Origin of the sequence: Marinobacter sp. DSM 26671 (genome assembly GCF_900112835.1) — a bacterium.
Lineage (GTDB): Bacteria > Pseudomonadota > Gammaproteobacteria > Pseudomonadales > Oleiphilaceae > Marinobacter > Marinobacter flavimaris.
In genome coordinates, this window is record NZ_FONF01000009.1 from 163,014 (window position 1) to 184,746 (window position 21,733).

Sequence of the window (21,733 nt, forward strand, 5' to 3'; positions counted from 1 at the left end):
TACTCTCGATCAATCAAGGTAATACAGGGAATCCACGCCTTTGCTCTGCACATCGCCCACGCTGTCATTTTCCTGCGGCATGGGAATCGGGCAGAGATCCTGCACCTGATCATCAGCAACCTTGGCCACACAGGCCCGGAAACGTGGCTCGAGCTTCAGTTCCATCACCGTTTCGAAGACACCGTCGCTGTGCTCGTTGACCGCGACCAACTTCGCGCCGCGAATGTAGCTGTCCACATAGGTTCTGAAGGTGTCGTTGCGCAGCACAAAATCATTAACGGTGGAACTGCCGTACACGACAGTACCGTAGACCCGTTCAACGAGATTCCGGTAGGCGTCCAGCTGGGAGGCCCGCCGGGCCATCAGACGTTTGCGGATATTTGAACGGTCGGCCGCAACATCCTCATAGGTCCCCAGACCGCTCACCCGCACAGTAATTGGCTCCAGCATCGTATCCTGGCGGGACTGGTTGCCGTTATCCCCCTGATAACTGCCAACCGGCGCACAAGCAGCCACCGTTGTTGCCAGCAGAGGCATAAGTATCCAGCGAAGGTTCATTGCGTGTCTCCAGAAAACGTCATTTCCGGTTTCCCATGAAAAAACTACGCCAGTTTTTCTAACTGCCTGATATTCCGATCAACAACTCCCAACCGTATTGTTTTGCAATCCCTATGCGGCAAAAAACTGCCTCTGTTTACACATCAAAAACAAACCGTTACCCCATGCGTCATGAGCTGGATAAGGTTCTGCCTTACCCTTTCAGGTACGTAACATCTATTTTGCCTTTTTACCTGACAGGATTCTTCATGACCGGATATCGCCTGACCAAACTTTCTCTGGCTATTGGTCTTTCCATTGCCACCAGTTCTGCACTGGCCAGCCCGCAGTCGTTTATGTCTGCCCGCTCTTTTGCCATGGGTGGCACTGGCGTCGCTGTAGCAACACCATCATCAGCGCCGATGGATAACCCGGCGATGATGGCCTCCGATCACCACAGCTGGAACGATGATTTTGGGTTGATGCTGCCCTCGGTGAATGCTCGCGCAGCGGATGAGGAAGAAACAGTTGACCAGGTGGATGATATCCAGGATGTAATCACTGATCTTGAATCGCTGGTTTCCGGTTTTGATCCCAATACCGACGACCCACAAAGTATTCAGGACGGCGCCGCCGATCTCAGCGACCGTTTGACCGAATTCGACAGGGACACCATGCGAGTGAACGCCGGTCTAGGGCTGGGCCTGGCTGTGCCGGGACAATCTCTGGCTGTCGGCGTGTTTACCAATGCAAACCTGACAGCAACCGTTCGTGGTGACGTGTCCGATCAGGATATTACCGCACTGAATGCGATTGCCACTGCAGCAACGGCCCAGGACGTTCAGAATGCCGTCGACCAGATCAGTACGAATGGCACCCTGAACCTGACATCACAAGGAAAAATACTGGCATCCGCCGTCGGGGAAGTGGGCATCAGCTTCGCACGGGCTTTTGAGCTACAGGATGGCAACAGCTTCCAGCTTGGCCTGTCGCCGAAATACGTGGAGCTGCGCACCTTCCAGTACACGGAAGCGGTTTCCGGTTTCGAAGATGACGAATTCGACGATGACCAGTATCAGACTGAAAAGAGCGGCTTCAACCTCGACGTGGGCGCAGCCTACAGCTTTGGTGATTCCAACCAGTGGAACACCGGAATTGTCGTTAAAAACCTGATCCCCATGGAGCTCGACTCCGCTGCGAGCCGGCCTTTGCTCGGAGAGGAAGTTCGCACATTAAAGCTGGACCCGATGGTTACAGCGGGCATCGCGCACAAGAGCGAATACCACGTTATCACCGCGGAAGTGGACCTGACCAAAAAGGAAGCCTTTGGCTTTGAGGACGACACCCAGTGGGCAGCCCTTGGCGCCGAATTCGACGCCTTCCGTTACGCCCAGTTGCGGGTGGGTGTTCGCCACAACCTGGCCAGCAACGATGACAACGACGGCATTGAAGAGAAAACCCAGTTCACGGCAGGTCTCGGACTGAACATTGTCGGCGTCCGCCTCGATATCGGCGCCCTGTACAGCGATGCAGATGCCGGTGCCGCCCTGGAGCTTGGCACCGCGTTCTGATGGAAAGCTGAAAGTGGGGTCAGATGAAGATTTCATCTGACCCCAAGCTCCAATCAAAGCCCGCCCGGGCAATCCGGGCGGGCTTTTTTATGGCCCTCATGCGTCACAGGTTTGCCTGCCCTGCCCGGGAACCGGATAATCCACCGACACACTCCCGAAAGGAATCAGCGATTTCATGCAGGCCTATCTGGTTGGCGGTGCCGTTCGTGACGAATTACTCGGCCTTGAGGTCAAGGACCGGGATTGGGTGGTGGTCGGCGCAACTCCAAAGGAAATGCTAGCCAACGGCTTCAAGCAGGTGGGCGCGGACTTCCCGGTATTTCTGCATCCCCGAACCCGGGAAGAATATGCCCTGGCTCGCACCGAGCGGAAACAGGGGCGCGGCTACCACGGCTTCACTGTTTACAGCGCGCCCGACGTCACCCTTGAGCAGGATTTGAAGCGCCGGGACCTGACCATCAATGCGATGGCAAAAGCTGAAAACGGCGATCTGGTCGACCCCTTTGAAGGCCGCAGAGATATTGAAGATCGCAAGCTTCGGCATGTCTCGGAGGCCTTCGCCGAGGACCCCCTGAGAATTCTTCGCACAGCCCGGTTCGCAGCCCGCTTTCACCCGCTGGGATTTTCCGTGTGCGACCAGACCATGGCCCTGATGAAGCGCATGGTGGATAGCGGAGAAGTAGACCACCTGGTGCCCGAACGGGTCTGGCAAGAATTCCAGCGGGCGCTGCATGAACAGGCGCCCGAGGCCTTTTTCGAAGTTCTTCGTGACTGCGGCGCCCTTGAGGTTCTTGTTCCGGAATTAGCTTCGGAAAAAGTCTTTCAACTCGCGATGGCGGCACTTGGCTGCGTCCACCGCCGCTTGCACGCCGAGACGGAGGAGCGTTTTGCGGCCCTGCTCTCCCCCCTGGATGCCCCTGTTGCAAAGGACAGGGGCAAAGCCCTGAAGGCACCCAATGACTGTCAGAATCTGGCGCGACTGGTTACTGCCTTCACACCCCAGATCCGGGACATTGATGCGCAAAGCCCGGAAGCCGAAACGCTTCTGGACCTGCTCGACCAGGCGGACGTCTGGCGCCGCCCGGAACGTTTTTCGCAACTCACGAAGGTGCTCGAGTGCGCCTTGCCGGGCGATTCCCTCACACTGGACCTGCTGCGAACCGCCTCGGAAGCGGCGACCGGCGTTGAGCCGAGAACCCTCCTGGCGCAAGGGTATAAAGGCAAGGAACTGGGCAGCGCAATCCGGACTGAACGCCTGAAACGCATCGGCGACGCCGTCGCCCCGACCAACCACTGAGGAGGCACCATGCCGTCCACAACGCCTGTTGCCCTGATCACCGGCGCAGCCCACCGTCTTGGCGCACAGACTGCCCGGACACTTCACGAAAGAGGGTGGAACCTGGTGATTCACTACCGGACCCGGGAAGAGCAGGCGAACTCACTGATTGCGCAGATGAACCGCCAACGGCCCGACTCCGCCTGCGCCCTGCAGGCGGATTTGAGCCAGTTAACTGGAGTGGACCGGCTGGCCAGTGACGCCATCGCACAGTGGGGCCGACTGGACGCACTGGTGAACAATGCATCGGTCTTCTACCCCACCCCGACCGCAGACGCCACCGAAGACGACTGGAACACAATCCTGAACACCAACCTACGGGCCCCATTTTTCCTGCTTCAGGGATGCCTGGCCGAACTTCGGCGAAACCGCGGCAGCGTCGTAAATCTGATCGATATTTACAGTGAAAGGCCTATCGATGATCACCCGCTGTACTGCGCCACCAAGGCCGGCCTGGCTGCCCTGACGCGCTCCTGGGCAAAAGACCTGGCGCCGGACGTGCGCGTGAACGGCGTATCGCCAGGCGCAATCCTCTGGCCAGAGGGCGAAGCCGAGATGGATCAATCCGCCCAACAGGCAATCCTTCAGAAGACGCCACTGGCCCGCACCGGCAACCCTGACGATATTTCCGAAACCATTGCGTTCCTGATCTGCGATGCGCCCTTTATCACCGGGCAAATCGTCTCTGTTGATGGCGGCCGAAGCCTGAACATGTAGTACAACCCGCGCATGACGGACCTGATCTTTGGCCGGTGACCGCTTTCCGGATACAATGCCAGCAGTTTTCAATCCTGTTCGCGCCGGCCCCAATCCCGCGCGCGCCACTGATCCGGAGAATTCCCATGCGTGATGTCGTTATTGTTGCCGCCCGCCGTACTGCTATCGGAACCTTTGGCGGAGGTCTTTCCAGCCTGAGCGCAGACCAGCTGGGAACCGCCGTCATCAAGGCACTAATGGAAGAAACCGGCGTTGCCGGTGACCAGATCAACGAGGTGGTACTGGGTCAGGTTCTTACCGCCGGTGTTGGCCAGAACCCGGCTCGCCAGTCTGCCATTAACGCCGGCATTCCAGCGTCGGTGCCCGCCATGACCATCAACAAGGTCTGCGGCTCAGGGCTGAAAGCGGTTCACATGGCGGTACAGGCCATCCGCTGTGGCGACGCCGAGATGATGATCGCCGGTGGCCAGGAGAGCATGAGCCAGGCGCCCCATGTGCTGCCCAACAGCCGGAATGGCCAGCGGATGGGCAACTGGTCCATGGTGGATACCATGATCAAGGACGGCCTGTGGGACGCCTTCAACGATTACCACATGGGCATCACGGCCGAGAACATCGTCGAGAAATACGGCATCAGCCGGGACGAGCAGGACGAGTTTGCAGCGGCGTCCCAGCAGAAGGCCGCCGCCGCTCGCGAAGCCGGCTATTTCGATGGGCAGATTGTTCCGGTCTCCATTCCCCAGCGTAAGGGCGACCCGATTGTCGTTGACCGCGATGAAGGCCCCCGTGACGGCGTGACTGCCGAGGGACTGGGCAACCTGCGTGCGGCCTTCAAGAAAGACGGCACCGTTACCGCCGGCAACGCCTCATCCCTCAACGATGGCGCCGCAGCCGTGATGGTCTGCAGTGCCGAGAAAGCGAAAGAACTGGGGCTGACTCCGATCGCCACCATCAAGGCCTACGCCAACGCAGGCGTGGACCCGACGATTATGGGCACCGGCCCGATCCCGGCCAGCCAGCGGTGTCTGAAGCTTGCCGGCTGGAGCACGGAAGATCTGGACCTGGTGGAAGCCAACGAAGCCTTCGCAGCCCAGGCTATTTCTGTAAATCGCGACATGGGCTGGGACACCGGCAAGGTTAACGTGAACGGCGGCGCCATTGCCCTGGGCCACCCCATCGGCGCATCCGGCTGCCGCATTCTGGTCTCCCTGCTGCATGAAATGGTTCGCCGCGATGTTCACAAGGGCCTGGCCACACTGTGCATCGGTGGCGGCATGGGCGTTGCCCTGGCCGTCGAGCGCTAAGCTTCATGCTCCACGTTGTGCTGTACGAGCCGGAGATACCGCCGAACACCGGCAACATCATCCGGCTCTGCGCCAACACCGGTTGCCAGCTGCATCTGATTGAACCGCTGGGTTTTAACCTGGAAGACAAACAGATGCGGCGGGCCGGGCTGGATTACAGCGAGTACGCAACGGTCAGGATCCACAAGAGTTACCAGGACTTCCTGGCCAGCGAGCAACCCGGACGCCTGTTCGGGTTCACCACCAAAGGCAGCGCCCATTACCACGAAGTGAGCTACCAGGATGGCGACTACCTGATGTTCGGCCCGGAAACCCGCGGCCTTCCCGCTGATGTCCGCGAGGGGTTGCTGCCTGAGCATCGCCTGCGGGTTCCCATGCAACCGCATAGCCGCAGCCTGAATCTCTCCAATACCGCAGCCCTGGCGGTTTACGAGGCCTGGCGGCAGCTGGGGTTTAACGGAGCGACATAAAAAAACCGGCCTGAGCCGGTTTTTTTATATCTGATCACAGTGGTTCGGATCAGTGAGTCTGCTGCTCTTCGCTTGCCTCGCCAGCAGCTTCTTCCTGCTTGCGCTTGAGCGCCTGGGCATAGATGGCGTCGAAGTTCACCGGCGCCAGCATCAGGGCCGGGAAGCTGCCCTTGCTCACAATACCGTCGATCGCTTCGCGCGCATACGGGAACAGGATGGTCGGGCAGTAGGCGCCCAGCATCTGGCCCAGCTGCTGGCCTTCGATGCCCTGCACCAGGAACACGCCGCCCTGCTGGATCTCGACGATGTAAGCTACCTTCTCACCCACTTTCGCGGTGACGGTCAGGGAAAGCACAACCTCGTACTGGTTGTCGCTGACCTTGTTGTGAGACGTATTCAGATCCAGATTCACCTGCGGCTTCCACTGCTCCTGAAATACCAGCGGAGAGTTGGGTGACTCAAAAGACAGGTCCTTCACATAGATGCGCTGAAGGGCAAACTGGGGTTGGTTCTGGTTGTCACTGCCTGCTGCGGCTTGCTGATTCTCAGCCATTTTCAATCCTTTCGTTCTCGATCATGGGCTCGGGGCCCGCTGTTATGGGATGTTATGAAGTGTGCTGCCGGGACATTTTACGTTGGCGCCGGGCCGGCTTATGTGAAACAGTGCGGCAGAATGATCTTCAGATCAAGGGCCGCTCTATTTCTTCACCAGCGGAAGATTGCTGGCTTTCCAGTCGGCAACGCCGCCGTTCAGGCGAACCACATTGCTGAAGCCTTCCGCGTTCAGCTGTTTAACCGCCATGGCAGAATGCTGGCCCATCTTGTCGGCAACGATGATCTGTTTGTCCTTGAACTTGCTCAGCTCACCAACCCGGCTCTTCAGGCTGTTCAGGGGAATGTTGATCGAGCCGGTAATGCGGCCCTCACCAAACTCCTTGCGGTCCCGGATGTCGACTACAACGGCTTCATCCTTGTTGATCAGATTGACCGCACCCTGGGCCGAGATCTTGGCACCGCCACGACGGGACTCCAGAATGAGAATGGCAACCAGGAATGCCACGAACAGCGACACAAGAATGTAGTGGTTAACGACAAATTCAAACAACCGGTCCATGAATTTACCCTGATAATGAGTTTGGCGGGATTATACACAGCCTGCTCCCCGGACAGAAGGTGACGAAAGTGGCCAGTAAATGCGAAAATAGATAAACTTGGTTTTCGTTTTAGTAAATTTACTAACATTTTACTTCCGGACTTAATGATGACTGCAATGCGCAAGCCGACTGCACTGATTATCCTGGACGGCTGGGGCCATCGCGACCCGGCTGAAGACAATGCCATCAGCAATGCCAGCACCCCGTTCTGGGACAAACTCTGGCAAAACCAGCCCAAAACCCTGATCAATACATCGGGTATGTTTGTTGGGCTGCCGCAAGGGCAAATGGGTAACTCGGAAGTTGGCCACATGAACCTGGGCGCAGGGCGCGTGGTCTATCAAAGCCTTACTCGTATCGACAAAGATCTGGAAGAAGGCACTTTCCAGCAGAACGAAGTGCTCTGCTCAGCGATCGACAAGGCTGTCCAAAGCGGCCGAGCCGTTCATCTCATGGGTCTGATGTCGCCCGGTGGTGTACACAGCCACGAAGACCACATTATTGCCGCTGCCGAACTTGCCGCCGCACGTGGCGCGAAGGAAGTTTACATCCACGCCTTCCTCGATGGCCGTGACATGCCGCCCCGCAGCGCAAAACCATCCCTGGAGAAGGCCGCGGCCAAATTGAAGAGCCTCGGCGTCGGCCGCGTTGCCTCGATCGTGGGCCGCTACTATGCCATGGATCGCGACAACCGCTGGGACCGCGTGGAAGCGGCCTACAACCTGATGACCCAGGGCACCGCGGAGTTCACTGCGGCCGATCCGGTATCCGGGCTGGAACAGGCTTATGAGCGCGGGGAAAACGACGAGTTTGTAACGCCAACCCGGATCCACGCTCCGGGCGAGCCCGAGGGAACGATCAACGATGGTGACACGGTGCTGTTCATGAATTTCCGTGCCGACCGTGCCCGGGAAATGACCCGCACCTTTGTGGAGAAGGACTTCGACGGATTCGAGCGCAAGAAGCACCCCGAACTGGCCGACTTCGTGATGCTGACCGAGTATGCGGCGGACATCAAAACTTCCTGCGCCTACCCGCCCGAACAGCTTACCAATGGCCTTGGCGAATACATGGCGAAGCAGGGCAAGACCCAGTTGCGCATCGCCGAAACAGAGAAATACGCCCACGTAACCTTCTTTTTCAATGGCGGCCTGGAAACACCGTTCGACGGTGAAGAGCGCATTCTTGTGCCCTCCCCCAAGGTGGCGACCTACGATCTGCAGCCCGAAATGAGCGCACCAGAGGTAACCGACAAGCTGGTGGAAGCGATCAAGAGCGGCAAGTACGATCTGGTTGTTTGCAATTATGCCAACGGCGACATGGTTGGTCACACCGGCAAGCTGGACGCTGCAATCAAGGCGGCCGAATGCCTGGACGAATGCGTGAAACGCGTTGTCGAGGCCCTGGATGAGGTAGGCGGCGAAGCTCTGATCACGGCTGACCACGGCAACTGCGAACAGATGACCGATCCGAATTCAGGCCAGGTTCACACTGCCCACACCATCGGCCCGGTGCCACTGGTATACACCGGCCACCGCAAAGTTGTGTTGAAGAACGACGGCAGCCTGAGCGACGTTGCGCCCTCTCTCCTAGCCCTGATGGGAATGGAGCAACCAAAGGAAATGACCGGGCACAGCCTGGTCGAGATCGGCTGATCCGGGAACGGAACCAACCTTTGCGATTTACCGCAACTCTGGCGCTCACCCTTCTACTGGGTGCAGCGCCGGCACTCGCCCAGCAGGAGGTCACCCCGGCCCAGATCGAGGAACTCAAGGAACGCATTGAGGACATCGACGACTGGCTGGAGGATGCCGAAGAAGACCGCTCCGCCCTGGAGCGGCAGCTTGCTGCGACCGAAAAGAACATCAGCCGCCTGACCCTTGAACGCCGCTCCCTGCGCCAGCAGGCAGAGCGACAGCAGCAAAGACTCCGGGAGCTGGAGAAAGAAGCCCAGGAGCTCACCCGCACACTCAACCGCCAGCGGGACAGCCTCAAGACGCAGATCCGCGCCGCCTGGATGGAAGGGGATGCACCAGCCGTAAAGGTTCTGCTCAATGAAATTGATCCGGACAAGATTGCCCGGACCATGACCTACTACGAATACCTTAGCAAGGACACAGTCGACCGCCTGGAGGCATTCAGGCAAAGCCTGCAGGAACTCAGGAGCACCCAGGCTGCGGTTCAGTCGACCAGGGTTGAACTGGCAAGAACCGAGGAAAACGTAGCCAAACGCCAACAGGACCTGACAGCGTCCAGACAGGAACGCCAGCAGACGCTGGCCGCCCTGAATGCCGATATCCAGAACCGTCGCAGCGAACGGGAAGAGCTGGAATCGGATCGCAAACGGCTGGAAAACCTGCTTGAGGAAGTCCAGCAGGCGATCAACAACATCCCCTCGCCCAATGAATCCCAGCCCTTCGCGTCATTGCGCAACAAGCTGCCCTGGCCAGTGAAGGGCCAGGTGTTGAGCCGCTATGGCGAGCGCTATGCCGACGGCAAACTCCGGCGCAACGGCCTGCTTATAGCCACCGGAGACGACGCGGAAATTCGCGCCATACACTACGGTCGGGTCGTGTTTGCCAACTGGCTGAGGGGATTTGGCCTGATCACCATCATTGATCACGGCGACGGCTACATGACACTGTATGGCCACAGCAGCAGCCTGTTCACCAGCCCGGGAGACTGGGTGGCCGCTGGTGAGCCCATCGCCCAGGCCGGCCGCACCGGCGGCACCGATTCCCCGGCGCTGTATTTTGAAGTCCGGCACAATGGCAAGCCCGACAATCCGGGCCGGTGGCTGGCAAACTGAGAAGCCCCGGGAGGGCTGACAAACGCCGCAGGTAACGCCATACTGTTCGGAGTCAGGGAAACCAGTCCAACTATCGGAATAAAAACGGGATATGTGAATGAAACGGGTCAGAAGTACACTCCACGCCTTGCCATTACGCAGCATTGCTCTCGCTACCTGTTTCGCAACCGCTTCCGGACTGGCCTGGGCCCAGGATAAAGACGCCGCCACCGAGCAGCTGCTGGAAGGCATCCAGAACGGCGAACGCGTGGAAATAAGCCTGCCGGATCCGGAGAAGCAGCTGCCACTGGAAGACCTCCGCAAGTTCACCGAGGTATTCAGCCGCATCAAAGATGCGTACGTCGAGGAAGTAAGCGATCGCAAACTCCTCGAAAGCGCCATTAAAGGCATGCTGTCAGACCTCGATCCTCACTCCACCTACCTGGCACCCAAGGACTACGAAGAGCTCGAAGAGAGCACCTCCGGCGAGTTCGGCGGGCTGGGCATTGAAGTGGGCATGGAAAACGGCTTTGTGAAAGTGATTGCCCCCATCGACGACACGCCAGCGCAGAAGGCAGGGGTTCAGGCGGGGGACCTGATCATCAAGCTGGATGAAAAACCGGTTAAAGGCATGAGCCTGGAAGAGGCTGTCCAGCTAATGCGGGGCAAACCCGGCTCGATCCTGACGCTCACCATTATGCGTGAGGGGGAAAGCGCTCCCATCGAAATCGAAGTGGAACGGGACGTTATCAAGGTCACCAGCGTGAAATCCCGAATGCTGGAAAATGGTTACGGTTATGTTCGCATTACCCAGTTCCAGGCGGATACCGGCTCGCAGTTCAAGGATGCCCTCAACGGACTGGAAGACGAACTCGGACGCGATCTTGACGGCCTTGTTATCGACCTGCGCAACAACCCGGGCGGGGTGCTGCAGGCGGCCGTAGAGACCGCAGATGCCCTGCTTGATGACGGACTGATCGTCTACACCGAGGGCCGCATCCAGAGTTCCCGCCTGCGCTTCAGCGCGCGATCGGGCGACATCATGGAAGGCACGCCTATTGTCGTGCTGATCAACGGCGGCTCCGCCTCTGCTTCAGAAATCCTCGCCGGCGCGCTTCAGGACCATGAGCGCGCTGTGGTGATGGGCACAAAGTCCTTTGGCAAGGGCAGCGTCCAGACGGTCATTCCGCTGGATGAGACCCACGCCATCAAGATGACTACCGCGCGCTATTACACACCGGATGGCCGCTCCATCCAGGCCACCGGCATCAAACCCGATATTGAAGTACGGCCGGCGGAACTCAAGGAGCTCGACAGCAAGCCGTTCTTCACCGAAGCGGATCTGAGCGGGCACCTTGAAGGGCAGAACGAGGGGCAGGACCAGGATGGAAACGATGATGCCCAGAACGCAACCGGTTCTCTTGCCGACCGGGATTATCAGCTACGCTCGGCACTGAACCTGCTCAAGGGAATCAGGATTCTGAACCCGAACAAGAGCGCCAAGGCAGAAGGAAGCGATCAGTGAGAGTAGTCAGTACTCTGCTGGCCGTAGCATTCTGTTTTACCGCCGGCACGGTGTCCGCGGAGCCGGCCCGAAAAGCACTGCCGCCCACCATTGCCATCATTATTGATGACATGGGCCACAGCCTTGTTGAAGGTGAGCGACTGGCAAACCTGGATCAGCCGCTGACACTCGCTTTTCTGCCCTACCGTCCACACACGGACAGCCTGGCCCGGCTCGCCTATAAGCAGCACAAGGAAATCATGCTGCACGCCCCCATGGCCAACACCCGCAACTATGGCCTGGGCCCGGGCGGCCTGACCCCCGAGATGGACGAACAGAGCATGGTGACCACCCTTCGCCGTGCCTTGCAGTCGATTCCCCATGTCCAGGGCGTGAACAACCACATGGGCAGCCTGCTGACCCAGCAGCTGCAGCCCATGGACTGGGTCATGAAAGAGCTGTTCCGCTACCCCGTGTACTTTATCGACAGCCGCACCATCGCCTCATCCGTGGCCGGTGATGTCGCAGCGGCGTACCGCATTCCGACCATGACCCGGGACGTGTTTCTCGACCACGAACAGACCGAAGAGTTTGTGGACCGCCAGTTCAAACTGCTGATCAAGCGCGCCAAAGAAAACGGTAGCGCCATCGGCATTGGCCATCCTCACAAAGTCACCGTGGATTACCTGGAGAAGCACCTACCCAAACTGGATGAGCAAGGCATCGCCATTGCCACGGTCAGCGGCCTTTGGGCCATGCGCAACGGCAATCGGGAGATGTTTGCGGAAGGAGAAAAGCAGGCCATTCGACCTGCTTTTGCAAAGAAGGATTAATCGCGGACTTCTATGCCCTGAGCCTTCATGAAGGCCTTCGCTTCAGGAATGGTGTGCTGTCCGAAGTGAAAGATTGACGCCGCCAATACCGCATCGGCACCGCCCTGAGTCACGCCATCAGCCAGGTGCTGCAGCTCTCCGACACCGCCTGAGGCAATCACCGGCACAATCACAGCATCGCTGATGGCTTTGGTCAGCCCGAGATCAAATCCGATCTTGGTGCCGTCCCGGTCCATGCTGGTCAGCAGTAACTCACCAGCGCCCATTTCCACCATCTTGCGGGCCCATTCCACGGCATCCAGCCCTGTGGGCTTGCGGCCACCGTGGGTAAAGATTTCCCACCGGGGCTCCTCGCCCTGTTCACTCACCCGCTTGGCATCAATGGCCACCACGATGCACTGGCTGCCAAAGCGGTCCGCCGCTTCCCGGACAAACTCCGGGTTGAACACGGCTGCGGTATTGATCGACACCTTGTCTGCGCCGGCATTCAGGAGCTTGCGTATGTCATCCACGGTACGCACACCACCGCCGACAGTCAGCGGAATGAAGACTTCCGCCGCCATTCGTTCAACGGTCTCGTAGGTGGTGTCACGGCTCTCATGGCTGGCCGTGATGTCGAGGAAGGTGATTTCATCGGCACCCTGCTCATTGTAACGACGGGCCACTTCCACCGGGTCGCCGGCATCGCGGATATCAACGAAATTGACGCCCTTCACCACGCGGCCTTTATCGACATCGAGGCAGGGAATGATGCGTTTCGCCAGAGCCATAAGCCGCCCTTACCCCTTCAGACCGTCGCAGAAAGCCTGCGCTTCAGCGACATCCAGGGTGCCTTCATAGATCGCACGACCCGTGATGGCACCAAGGATGCCCTTGTCCGCCACGGTAGCCAGGCGTTTCAGATCATCCATATTGGTCACGCCACCAGAGGCGATAACCGGAATTCCGCCCTCTTCTGCCAGTGCGGCTGTTGCTTCCACATTAACGCCCTGCATCATGCCGTCTCGGCTGATATCGGTGTACACAATCGCGTCCACGCCGTCGTTGGCAAAGCGCTTGGCAAGATCGGTAGCCATCACTTCCGAGACCTCCGCCCAGCCATCGGTGGCCACGCGGCCGTCTTTGGCGTCCAGGCCGACGATGATGTGACCCGGGAATTTTTTGCACATCTCAGTGACAAATTCCGGCTCCTTCACCGCCTTGGTGCCAATGATGACCCACTGCACACCGGCCTTCAGGTAGGCTTCGATGGTTTCTGCCGACCGGATACCGCCACCGATCTGGATGGGAAGATCCGGGTATTTACGGGCAATGGCCTGGACAATCTCGCCGTTGACCGGCTCACCGGCAAACGCGCCGTTCAGGTCAACCAGGTGCAGCCGGCGGGCGCCGGCTTCCACCCAGCGAGTGGCCATATTGACAGGATCGTCACCAAACACCGTGGAGTCGTCCATCCGGCCCTGACGCAGGCGTACACATTTACCGTCTTTCAGATCGATTGCAGGAATTATCAGCATGTTCCAGTCCAGTTTGTAAAATTCTCGAGCAACTGCAGGCCCGCCCGGGCACTTTTCTCCGGGTGGAATTGCACTGCAAAAATATTGTCTCGCGCGACTGCTGCCGCAAGGTCCACCCCATAGCGGGTGCGGCCTGCCATATCGGCGTTGCCCTCGGCTTCTGCGTAGAAGCTGTGCACGAAGTAGAAACGGTCACCCTCGGGAATGTTATGCCAAAGGGGGTGATCAATGGTCTGCTGCACTTGGTTCCAGCCCATGTGGGGCACTTTCAGGCGCTCGCCGTTTTCCGTGAGGTGGTCACCGAAATAGCGTACTTGCGAAGGAAACAGGCCGATGCAGTCAACGCCGCCGTTCTCTTCACTGCGGGACATCAGGGCCTGCATGCCCACGCAGATGCCAAGAAACGGGCGATCCTGAGAGACCTCACGAACCAGATCCACTACCCCGACACGATGCATTTCGGCCATACAGTCGCGAATGGCACCAACGCCAGGGAGGATGACACGATCGGCTTCACGGATTTTTTCGGCGTTGTCGGTGACCAGCACGGTGGTGTCCGGGGCAACGTGCTCAACTGCTTTTTTGGCAGAGTGAAGATTGCCCATGCCGTAGTCGATAATGGCAACGGTTTTCATGGTTGTTGCGGTGTCCTTGATTGACCGGTCAAACATGACCGGTTAAAGCGAGCCTTCTGACGACGAGGCGTTTACAGCGAACCCTTGGTAGACGGTGTAATACCGGCCATCCGCTCGTCCATTTCAATCGCCATACGCAGGGCACGGCCGAAGGCCTTGAACACGGTTTCAATCTGATGGTGGGTGTTTTTACCCTTCAGATTGTCGATGTGCAGGGTCACCATGGAATGGTTCACGAAGCCGTGGAAAAACTCCTCGAACAGGTCGACGTCAAAGCCACCCACGGCACCGCGAGTGTACGGCACATCCATCATCAGGCCCGGGCGACCGGACAGATCGATAACGACTCGGGAGAGCGCCTCATCCAGCGGGACATAAGCGTGGCCGTAGCGGCGAATGCCCTTTTTGTCGCCAACCGCCTGTTTGAAGGCCTGGCCAAGGGTTATGCCGATGTCTTCCACGGTGTGGTGGTCATCAATGTGCAGGTCGCCCTTCGACACGATATTCAGATCCACCAGACCGTGGCGGGCGATCTGGTCCATCATGTGCTCCAGAAACGGCACGCCGGTATCGAAACTGGATTTGCCGGTTCCGTCGAGATCAATCTCAACGGTGATCTGGGTTTCAAGGGTATTTCTCTCTACCCGAGCCTTGCGTTCGGCCATGGGGACTCCGTGACAATTGAGCGGCATAAAGCCGGAAAAATTCGATCCGGCGATTATACCTTTTATGTCGGCTGGAGTCCCACAACCGGTTTAATCGCTACGATAGCGAAGTGCAGGTATATGGCAGAAAGGGCTGCGTCAGAACGCCTTCTTCAGATTGTTCATGTAAGTGTCTACGAGGCTGTTGAACTCGTGCTTGATAACCGGGCTGATGGCCAACTTGAGCAGGCTGGGCAGGGGCACAGTCAACTCTGCGCTGGTCTGGAACTTCACGGCGGTGGCATTATCGCCCTTGGACTTGATGGTCCAGGAACCACTCACGACGCCATTGCCCTCGCCCTTCACCGGCTCCCAGGTAATCTTGCCGGCGTCTTTGTCCGAGTGATATTTGCAAGCGTACACCGACTGGATGGCATGTTTGTCGACGCCCACTTTTTCCATTTCCCAACGGTAGGCGTTATCGCCAAGGTCGGTCAGTTTGTGGACTTTCGGGAAGTGACTGGCTGAACGTGGCACATCCGCCAGCAAATCGAACACTTCATCATAGCTGCCCGGAATCTCAAGTTCGCGGTTCAGCTCAATCGAAACGGTAATAGCCACGGCCAACTCCTTCTTGTGTTTATAGGTATCAATGTAGTCCGAAAATCAGGGTCGTGTATTTTGGCCCAACACTACCGCATTGTCATACTCCCGCGCTGTTAATTTGTTAACCCTGCGTTATCCTTTGGGTCATTAGCGTCGGTATTCACAGCGAATACTGCAAGCTCCTAAAAATAGGAAGGAAGCCTGAATCATGAAAGCCGTCCGTTATGTGCTGATTGCCATCGTTGCACTGATCGTTCTTGCCGTGGCTGCCGTTGCCATCGCCATGGCCGTGATCAACCCCAACGATTACAAACCGCAGATTGAACAGGCCGTTGAGGATGCCACGAACCTGGATCTGGTCCTTGAAGGCGACATCGGCTGGTCTTTTATCCCACTTGGCCTTGAGCTGAATTCCGTAGAGGCCACCCTGGAAGGTGACCGCTTTGTTGCCCTTGAGCAACTGGTGGCCCAGATCGATTTCTGGTCACTGATTGCCATGTCCCCGAGGGTGAATACCTTCGTACTGGACGGGCTGGACGCCCGACTCGAAGTGGACGAACAGGGCAACGGCAACTGGACCCGCATCATGCCCGAGAAGGCGGCGGGAGCGGCAACCGAGGAAACGGCCGGAACCCAGGATGAACAGGCACAGGAGAGCGAGGGCGCCGGCGGCGAGCCTCTGAACTTCAACGTTGAAAACGTTCAGATCAGCAATGCCCAGGTGCACTACACCGACAAGAGTACCGGCCAGTCGGTCACGCTGGAGAATTTCACCGTCAACGCCAGCAACATTACTCTGGGCTCCGAGTTCCCGCTGGAAATCGGGTTCCGGGTAGCCACCACCCAGCCCACGTTTGAAGTGGATGGCAATATCAGCGCCCGCCTCGCCGCCAACGAGGCTCTCAACGAGTTCGCCGTATCCGGTCTGAATGCCGTGTTCGACATGACCGGAGAGCCGCTCGGTGGCAAAGAGGTCACGGCTGAACTGGCGGGCTCTGCCAGGGCGAACCTGGAAAACGAGACCGCTAACCTGAGCGGCTTTACCGCCAGCCTGGCCAACCTGAACCTGTCGACCGATCTTGACGTTACCGGATTCGGCGACAAGCCAACCCTGAGCGGCGAGATCTCCATCGCCGAGTTCTCGCTGAAGGATCTTCTGAACAACCTCGGCCAGCCCCCGGTGGAAACCAGCGATCCGGACGTACTTGAAGCCATCGCCTTCTCCACCGGTATTGGCGGTCCGGCCGGCAAGGTGGAGCTCACCGACCTGACCATCAAACTGGATGACACCACCTTCACTGGTTCCGGTAGCTACAACCTTGCCGACACAGGCGTTGTCTTCCAGCTCCAGGGCGACCAGTTGAATGCCGACCGATACCTGCCACCGAAAGCGGAAGGAGAGGCGGAGGAAGCACCCGCATCCCAGGAAACCGCTGCAGCCGGACCCGAAGGCGACCTTCTGCCCCTGGAGACCATTCGCAGCCTGCTGCTGGATATTGATCTGGGACTCGGCCAGCTGATCGTCAGCAACCTGACTATCAACGAAATCAAAGCCAGCACCACCGCGAAAAACGGCCTGCTCAAGGTTGATGAGTTCAGCGGCAAACTGTACGAGGGCAGCTTTGGTGCCAACGTGACCATCGACGCCCGCAGCGACAATCCGAAATGGACCGTTGGCTCAGACGTAACCAATGTACAGACCCTGCCTTTGCTCACCGATCTGGCAGAAGTGGATATGCTCGCCGGCGGGGCAAATCTCAAAGTGAACGCCAACACCTCTGGCAACCGGATCTCGGCACTGCGCAGCAATGCTGACGGACAGATCAGCTTCAACCTCGCAGAGGGCGAGTTCCGCCGGATGAACCTCACCCGCATGGCCTGCCAGGGCATCGCTCTGGTCAACCAGGATGAGCTGACAACCACCGACTGGGGCACCAGCACCCCGTTCAACGACATGCGCGGCACCCTGGACATCAACGGCAACACCCTGAACAACACCGACCTGGTTGCAGCACTGGCCGGGATGCGTCTGGAAGGCAATGGCACAGTCGATCTGGCCCAGAGCCAGCTGGATTATGAAGTGGGCCTGAGAATCGTCGGTGAAATCCACAGGGACAACGCCTGCCGCGTTACCGAATATGTAGAAAACGCGGTTATTCCCGTGGAGTGCCGTGGCAACTTCGCCGAGGACCCGGCAGGACTTTGCTCCTTTGACGGCTCCCGCTTCAGGGACACCCTGAAGACCATCGCCGAAAATGCCGCCAAGGCGAAAGCCCGGGAGGAAGTGGACAAGGCAAAAGCCAAGGCGGAAGAGAAGGTTAAAGAAAAGGTGCAGGAACAGATCGGCGACAAACTCAAAGGACTGTTCAACTGATGCCGGACAGCTTCGCCAACAAACTGCTCCAATGGTACGACAGCCACGGCCGGCATGACCTGCCGTGGCATCACAACCGGAACGCCTACCGTGTGTGGGTTTCCGAAATCATGCTGCAGCAGACACAGGTAACCACGGTTATCCCCTACTTCGAGGCGTTCATGGAACGCTTCCCGGACGTTCATGCCCTGGCCGAAGCGCCGGTGGATGATGTGCTCAGCCACTGGTCCGGCCTTGGTTACTACGCCAGGGCCCGCAACCTGCAGAAAGCCGCGCAGACGGTGGTGGGCGAGTTCGATGGTGAGTTCCCGCAAACCCAGGAGGAGCTTGAATCCCTGACCGGCATTGGCCGCTCCACAGCCGCCGCCATATTGGCCCAGGCCTTCGGCATTCGCGCCGCCATACTGGATGGAAACGTGAAACGGGTGCTGGCGCGCTACCATGCCATACCCGGCTGGCCCGGCCAGACAGCCGTGCTTAACCAGCTGTGGCAACGGGCCGAAGAGCACACGCCGGAACAGCGGGTGCGCGACTACACCCAGGGCATTATGGACCTCGGCGCCATGGTGTGTACCCGCAGCCGCCCGGCCTGCGAGAGCTGCCCGCTGCAAGAGGGCTGCAGAGCCTACGCCCAGGGTGAAACCTCACTCTACCCCGGCTCCAAACCGAAAAAGACCAAGCCGGAGAAATCCACCTGGATGGTGATTCTTGAGGATGGCGAGGGGCGCATTCTGCTTGAGCGTCGCCCGCCCAGTGGCATCTGGGGCGGCCTCTGGAGCCTGCCGGAACTGGACCCGGCCTACGGAGCCGATGAGCTTCAGGAAGCCTGCGAACAGAGCCTGGGGCTGGATTGCGCAGAACCAGAGCTTATCAACGGCTTTCGACATACCTTTTCCCATTACCACCTGCACATACAGCCCGCCCGACTAAACGTCACCGGCGGCGCCAACACCGTTGCAGACAAGGATCATCTGAAATGGCTACACCGCCATGAAGCCCTGAACCTCGGCCTGCCTGCTCCAATCCGGTCGCTGCTTACCGAACCGGAGCAAGCAGCTCTGCTTTGATCCAGTGCGCTGGCCCCCTCAGCCGCAACGATCTGTTATCATCACCGCCAGCAACATTTGCCAACAGGAGCCATCATGAGCCGTACTGTTTTCTGCCGCAAATACCAGAAAGAACTGGAAGGCCTGGACTTCCCGCCCATGCCCGGCGCCAAGGGCCAGGACATTTTCGAGAACATCTCGAAGCAGGCCTGGGAAGAATGGCAGGCCCAGCAGACCATGCTGATCAACGAAAAACACCTGAGCCTGATGGACCCCAACACCCGCAAGTACCTGCAGGCGCAGATGGAACATTTTTTCAACAACGAACCGTTCGACAAGGCCGAGGGCTACGTTCCACCGGAACAATAACCCCGGATTGATCAAAGCCTGAGCATGCCTGAAAAGATTCAGAAATTTTTCCGGCCTAGCCTTGACTCAAAACATCTAAACCGGTTTAATAGCGCCCCGTTGCCGAGACACCTTGCAAGGTGTAACGCAAAGCCCGGATAGCTCAGTTGGTAGAGCAGGGGATTGAAAATCCCCGTGTCGGTGGTTCGATTCCGCCTCCGGGCACCATAAGTTTTTGAAAGCCAAGGATTTTTTAGTCCTTGGCTTTTTTCTTTTCTGTTGCATACCTTTCGCATACTTTTGCGCGCCCTACCCGCCCTCTGTTCCTCCAGCGCTTATCTGTCATATACTCGTTGCATACTTACTTAATGCTGTGACGGAAAAATGAACAAAACCAGCACTGTAACGGTAATTCCCAAAAAGTGCGTACTTTATAAGCAGCAGAGAAGCAGTAAATGGTACTGCCGGATTAAACTGGAAAGTGGCGAATGGTATCGCGCTGCAACTGGCTGCGAAGATTTAGAAGAAGCGCAGATGAAAGCGCACCGCATCTACTATGAAGCTATCGTTAAATCCGAAAACAACCTACCCCAAACGACACGCAGCTTCGCCAGCGTAGCCAAAAGCATCATCAATCAGCTTGAAGGCACGCGGGATACGAACGACTGGAAAAGCGTCTACTCCAGCTACATCCAAGTCATCAACAAATATCAGATTCCTTACTTCAAGCGCACCAGGCTCGACAATATCCGCAAGCACTACGATGGCTATGTCGAATACGTGTCAGAGCAGCTCGGAAGGAAGCCAGCCTCATCAACAATAAGCACGCACCACGCTGCTCTAAAACTCATACTCGACAGGGCTGTAGAAAATGGCTGGTTAAGCAGCGCTGCACTGCCTGTGCTGCGCAATACAGGCTCAAGCGCTAACAGACGTGCAACATTCGACTTACGCGAGTACAGAACCCTTATACGCAAGCTCAGACACTGGGTTACGAAGCCAACGCATCGAAAGAAAGATGCTGAAATCCGTGCAATGCTTTATGACTATGTGATGTTCCTCGCCTACAGCGGCGTCCGGCACGGACGAGAGGCTATGGACATCAAATGGCGCAATATCAGTATTGAAAAGAGTCACAGCGGCAACGAACTAGTTGTCGTCAGTGTTCTGAAGAAGAAGGGGAGAAAAGGCGAGCATGTCTGGCGCAAAGTTGTTGTTAGGCATAACCGGCTCAGCGACGCTAGGAAAGTATTGGAGCGGCTGAAGAACAGAAACCCGCAACTGCAGAACGCTACACTTGAGCAGGTTCTGGCGAAGAATATTGATGCGCCGATTTTTCAATTGAGCGATGGCACGCAACCGAAAAGACTCGATGGAACTTTTAAAAAATTTCTTACAGATTCCGGTTTAGGAATCGGCACTGAGGAAAGAATGCGCACGCTATACAGTCTCCGTCACTTCTACGCAACGCAGCAGCTTACGTCCAAGCACCCTATTTCTATTGCACTGCTAGCCAAGCAGATGGGCACAAGCGTCAAAATGATAGAGGACTATTACGGACATTTAGACACGGTTAAGCAAGGCGACGAGTTGAGCGGCTGGAACGAATTTTAATGCTGTAAGTGTGGGAGCGAATTGCAATGAGTGACGCGTGGCAAAAACTGATTAATGAAGTGCCCGCCGTATTCGAAAGCCTTACGAAGTCCGAGCCATTACAGAACCCCGTATCTGTTGAACACAGAGGCAAGAAAGGCATCTATATCTTTAAGGACGGCGACACAATAGTGCATGTGGGACGAACACGGAACCTACAGCAGCGAATACGCAGCCACCGGACTGCAAATCATAATTCTGCCTCTCTAGCATTCAAGTTAACCCGACGACAAACTGGTCGCTACGCAACATACAAGCCTGAAGGTTCTCGCAAAGACTTGCTGAACGACGCTGATTTTTATGGGAAGTTTGTTGAAAACATAGAAGCCATAAAGAAGATGGACGTCTTTTTTGTCGAAGTAGAGTCACATGAGATGCAGTACCGAGCCTGTAAATAAATCTGTGTAACTGCCCACCCCATTACAGGTGGCCGTCCAGGCGGTCACCGAATTCGATAATAAAGCGATTCAATGCCGGCTTCCAATCACGGATCGGCATGGTCCATTTCTTTGAGGCCTGTTGGATCGCCAGGAAGGCCACTTTCAGGGCCGAGTCATCACTTGGGAACAGCTTCCGGCGCTTGGTCGCTTTGCGGATCACGCTGTTCAGCGACTCAATGGCATTGGTGGTGTAGATCACTTTCCGGATCGCCGGCGGGTACTCGAAGATGGTGATCAGGTTATCCCAGTGGCTTTG

The 21,733-nt window shown here is 57.5% G+C and carries 23 protein-coding genes and 1 tRNA gene; 15 read left to right on the forward strand and 9 right to left on the reverse strand.

The window, feature by feature from the left end:
* Positions 1-9: 9 nt before the first annotated feature.
* Positions 10-558: an LPP20 family lipoprotein gene (locus tag BM035_RS12255; RefSeq protein ID WP_092032100.1), complete on the reverse strand. Its 549-nt coding sequence runs from the start codon at positions 556-558 to the stop codon at positions 10-12.
* Positions 559-806: 248 nt separating this feature from the next.
* Between BM035_RS12255 and traF the strand changes: the two genes are divergently transcribed.
* The 5 genes from traF (at position 807) to trmL (ending at position 5,935) form a co-directional block, all read left to right on the forward strand.
* Positions 807-2,108, forward strand: coding sequence for a conjugal transfer protein TraF (gene traF, locus BM035_RS12260; protein WP_008169329.1), 1,302 nt, complete (start codon positions 807-809; stop codon positions 2,106-2,108).
* Positions 2,109-2,283: 175 nt separating this feature from the next.
* Positions 2,284-3,405: a multifunctional CCA tRNA nucleotidyl transferase/2'3'-cyclic phosphodiesterase/2'nucleotidase/phosphatase gene (locus BM035_RS12265; RefSeq protein ID WP_092032103.1), complete on the forward strand. Its 1,122-nt coding sequence runs from the start codon at positions 2,284-2,286 to the stop codon at positions 3,403-3,405.
* Between the two features lie 9 nt (positions 3,406-3,414).
* Positions 3,415-4,161 (forward strand): pteridine reductase, encoded by a 747-nt coding sequence (locus BM035_RS12270; protein WP_008169327.1) that lies wholly within the window; start codon positions 3,415-3,417, stop codon positions 4,159-4,161.
* 125 nt (positions 4,162-4,286) lie between these two features.
* Positions 4,287-5,465 (forward strand): acetyl-CoA C-acetyltransferase, encoded by a 1,179-nt coding sequence (locus tag BM035_RS12275; protein ID WP_092032106.1) that lies wholly within the window; start codon positions 4,287-4,289, stop codon positions 5,463-5,465.
* A gap of 5 nt (positions 5,466-5,470) precedes the next feature.
* Positions 5,471-5,935, forward strand: a complete 465-nt coding sequence (trmL, locus tag BM035_RS12280; protein WP_008169325.1) for a tRNA (uridine(34)/cytosine(34)/5-carboxymethylaminomethyluridine(34)-2'-O)-methyltransferase TrmL — start codon at positions 5,471-5,473, stop codon at positions 5,933-5,935.
* A 49-nt stretch (positions 5,936-5,984) separates the two neighbouring features.
* On the opposite strand, the gene secB is transcribed toward trmL, so the two are convergent.
* Positions 5,985-6,488, reverse strand: a complete 504-nt coding sequence (gene secB, locus BM035_RS12285; RefSeq protein WP_008169324.1) for a protein-export chaperone SecB — start codon at positions 6,486-6,488, stop codon at positions 5,985-5,987.
* Between the two features lie 144 nt (positions 6,489-6,632).
* A complete protein-coding gene (locus BM035_RS12290) occupies positions 6,633-7,049 on the reverse strand; it encodes a rhodanese-like domain-containing protein (RefSeq protein ID WP_008169323.1) in 417 nt (138 codons plus the stop codon).
* A gap of 147 nt (positions 7,050-7,196) precedes the next feature.
* On the opposite strand from BM035_RS12290, the gene gpmM reads away from it, so the two are divergent.
* The 4 genes from gpmM (at position 7,197) to BM035_RS12310 (ending at position 12,214) form a co-directional block, all read left to right on the forward strand.
* Positions 7,197-8,744, forward strand: a complete 1,548-nt coding sequence (gene gpmM / locus BM035_RS12295; protein ID WP_008169322.1) for a 2,3-bisphosphoglycerate-independent phosphoglycerate mutase — start codon at positions 7,197-7,199, stop codon at positions 8,742-8,744.
* A 20-nt stretch (positions 8,745-8,764) separates the two neighbouring features.
* Complete coding sequence (locus BM035_RS12300; RefSeq protein ID WP_092032109.1) at positions 8,765-9,898, forward strand: murein hydrolase activator EnvC family protein; 1,134 nt, start codon at positions 8,765-8,767, stop codon at positions 9,896-9,898.
* 97 nt (positions 9,899-9,995) lie between these two features.
* Positions 9,996-11,402: a S41 family peptidase gene (locus tag BM035_RS12305; RefSeq protein ID WP_008169320.1), complete on the forward strand. Its 1,407-nt coding sequence runs from the start codon at positions 9,996-9,998 to the stop codon at positions 11,400-11,402.
* A complete protein-coding gene (locus BM035_RS12310) occupies positions 11,399-12,214 on the forward strand; it encodes a divergent polysaccharide deacetylase family protein (protein WP_008169319.1) in 816 nt (271 codons plus the stop codon). The genes BM035_RS12305 and BM035_RS12310 overlap by 4 nt, the downstream gene beginning before the upstream one ends.
* Here the strand turns inward: BM035_RS12310 and hisF are convergent.
* The 5 genes from hisF to BM035_RS12335 all read right to left on the reverse strand — a co-directional run bounded on the left by hisF (position 12,211) and on the right by BM035_RS12335 (position 15,631).
* Entirely contained in the window at positions 12,211-12,984 is a 774-nt protein-coding gene (gene hisF / locus BM035_RS12315; RefSeq protein ID WP_008169318.1) for an imidazole glycerol phosphate synthase subunit HisF, read from the reverse strand. The genes BM035_RS12310 and hisF overlap by 4 nt on opposite strands.
* Positions 12,985-12,993: 9 nt before the next feature.
* Positions 12,994-13,731 (reverse strand): 1-(5-phosphoribosyl)-5-[(5-phosphoribosylamino)methylideneamino]imidazole-4-carboxamide isomerase, encoded by a 738-nt coding sequence (gene hisA / locus BM035_RS12320; RefSeq protein ID WP_008169315.1) that lies wholly within the window; start codon positions 13,729-13,731, stop codon positions 12,994-12,996.
* Positions 13,725-14,366: an imidazole glycerol phosphate synthase subunit HisH gene (gene hisH, locus BM035_RS12325; RefSeq protein ID WP_092032149.1), complete on the reverse strand. Its 642-nt coding sequence runs from the start codon at positions 14,364-14,366 to the stop codon at positions 13,725-13,727. Before hisH ends, hisA begins: the two co-directional genes overlap by 7 nt.
* Before the next feature lie 71 nt (positions 14,367-14,437).
* Positions 14,438-15,031 carry an imidazoleglycerol-phosphate dehydratase HisB gene (gene hisB / locus BM035_RS12330; protein WP_007153401.1) on the reverse strand — a complete coding sequence of 198 codons (594 nt, stop codon included), beginning with the start codon at positions 15,029-15,031 and terminating at the stop codon, positions 14,438-14,440.
* Positions 15,032-15,169: 138 nt separating this feature from the next.
* Positions 15,170-15,631, reverse strand: coding sequence for an SRPBCC family protein (locus tag BM035_RS12335; RefSeq protein WP_008169307.1), 462 nt, complete (start codon positions 15,629-15,631; stop codon positions 15,170-15,172).
* A 193-nt stretch (positions 15,632-15,824) separates the two neighbouring features.
* On the opposite strand from BM035_RS12335, the gene BM035_RS12340 reads away from it, so the two are divergent.
* The 6 genes from BM035_RS12340 (at position 15,825) to BM035_RS23190 (ending at position 21,435) form a co-directional block, all read left to right on the forward strand.
* Complete coding sequence (locus BM035_RS12340) at positions 15,825-17,990, forward strand: AsmA family protein (protein WP_092032112.1); 2,166 nt, start codon at positions 15,825-15,827, stop codon at positions 17,988-17,990.
* Complete coding sequence (gene mutY / locus BM035_RS12345; protein ID WP_092032115.1) at positions 17,990-19,057, forward strand: A/G-specific adenine glycosylase; 1,068 nt, start codon at positions 17,990-17,992, stop codon at positions 19,055-19,057. Before BM035_RS12340 ends, mutY begins: the two co-directional genes overlap by 1 nt.
* A gap of 75 nt (positions 19,058-19,132) precedes the next feature.
* On the forward strand, positions 19,133-19,405 hold the full coding sequence (locus BM035_RS12350) for an oxidative damage protection protein (protein ID WP_008169302.1): 273 nt from the start codon (positions 19,133-19,135) through the stop codon (positions 19,403-19,405).
* A gap of 131 nt (positions 19,406-19,536) precedes the next feature.
* Positions 19,537-19,612, forward strand: a tRNA-Phe gene (locus BM035_RS12355).
* Between the two features lie 156 nt (positions 19,613-19,768).
* The gene (locus BM035_RS12360; RefSeq protein ID WP_092032118.1) at positions 19,769-20,998 is read left to right on the forward strand and encodes a hypothetical protein; all 1,230 of its coding nucleotides are present in this window, start codon (positions 19,769-19,771) and stop codon (positions 20,996-20,998) included.
* Between the two features lie 26 nt (positions 20,999-21,024).
* A complete protein-coding gene (locus tag BM035_RS23190; protein WP_092032121.1) occupies positions 21,025-21,435 on the forward strand; it encodes a GIY-YIG nuclease family protein in 411 nt (136 codons plus the stop codon).
* Between the two features lie 22 nt (positions 21,436-21,457).
* Here the strand turns inward: BM035_RS23190 and BM035_RS12370 are convergent.
* A partial coding sequence (locus BM035_RS12370) for a transposase (RefSeq protein ID WP_139216038.1) occupies positions 21,458-21,733 on the reverse strand: 276 nt, incomplete at its 5' end.

Coding starts and splice junctions, on each gene's coding strand:
- BM035_RS12350 (WP_008169302.1), top strand. CDS start 19,133: ATGAGCCGTACTGTTTTCTGCCGCAAATACCAGAAAGAACTGGAAGGC.
- hisH (WP_092032149.1), bottom strand. CDS start 14,366: ATGAAAACCGTTGCCATTATCGACTACGGCATGGGCAATCTTCACTCT.
- BM035_RS12275 (WP_092032106.1), top strand. CDS start 4,287: ATGCGTGATGTCGTTATTGTTGCCGCCCGCCGTACTGCTATCGGAACC.
- mutY (WP_092032115.1), top strand. CDS start 17,990: ATGCCGGACAGCTTCGCCAACAAACTGCTCCAATGGTACGACAGCCAC.
- hisB (WP_007153401.1), bottom strand. CDS start 15,031: ATGGCCGAACGCAAGGCTCGGGTAGAGAGAAATACCCTTGAAACCCAG.
- BM035_RS12340 (WP_092032112.1), top strand. CDS start 15,825: ATGAAAGCCGTCCGTTATGTGCTGATTGCCATCGTTGCACTGATCGTT.
- traF (WP_008169329.1), top strand. CDS start 807: ATGACCGGATATCGCCTGACCAAACTTTCTCTGGCTATTGGTCTTTCC.
- BM035_RS12290 (WP_008169323.1), bottom strand. CDS start 7,049: ATGGACCGGTTGTTTGAATTTGTCGTTAACCACTACATTCTTGTGTCG.
- BM035_RS12305 (WP_008169320.1), top strand. CDS start 9,996: ATGAAACGGGTCAGAAGTACACTCCACGCCTTGCCATTACGCAGCATT.
- BM035_RS12270 (WP_008169327.1), top strand. CDS start 3,415: ATGCCGTCCACAACGCCTGTTGCCCTGATCACCGGCGCAGCCCACCGT.
- hisF (WP_008169318.1), bottom strand. CDS start 12,984: ATGGCTCTGGCGAAACGCATCATTCCCTGCCTCGATGTCGATAAAGGC.
- BM035_RS23190 (WP_092032121.1), top strand. CDS start 21,025: ATGAGTGACGCGTGGCAAAAACTGATTAATGAAGTGCCCGCCGTATTC.
- BM035_RS12255 (WP_092032100.1), bottom strand. CDS start 558: ATGAACCTTCGCTGGATACTTATGCCTCTGCTGGCAACAACGGTGGCT.
- hisA (WP_008169315.1), bottom strand. CDS start 13,731: ATGCTGATAATTCCTGCAATCGATCTGAAAGACGGTAAATGTGTACGC.
- trmL (WP_008169325.1), top strand. CDS start 5,471: ATGCTCCACGTTGTGCTGTACGAGCCGGAGATACCGCCGAACACCGGC.
- BM035_RS12360 (WP_092032118.1), top strand. CDS start 19,769: ATGAACAAAACCAGCACTGTAACGGTAATTCCCAAAAAGTGCGTACTT.
- secB (WP_008169324.1), bottom strand. CDS start 6,488: ATGGCTGAGAATCAGCAAGCCGCAGCAGGCAGTGACAACCAGAACCAA.
- BM035_RS12265 (WP_092032103.1), top strand. CDS start 2,284: ATGCAGGCCTATCTGGTTGGCGGTGCCGTTCGTGACGAATTACTCGGC.
- gpmM (WP_008169322.1), top strand. CDS start 7,197: ATGACTGCAATGCGCAAGCCGACTGCACTGATTATCCTGGACGGCTGG.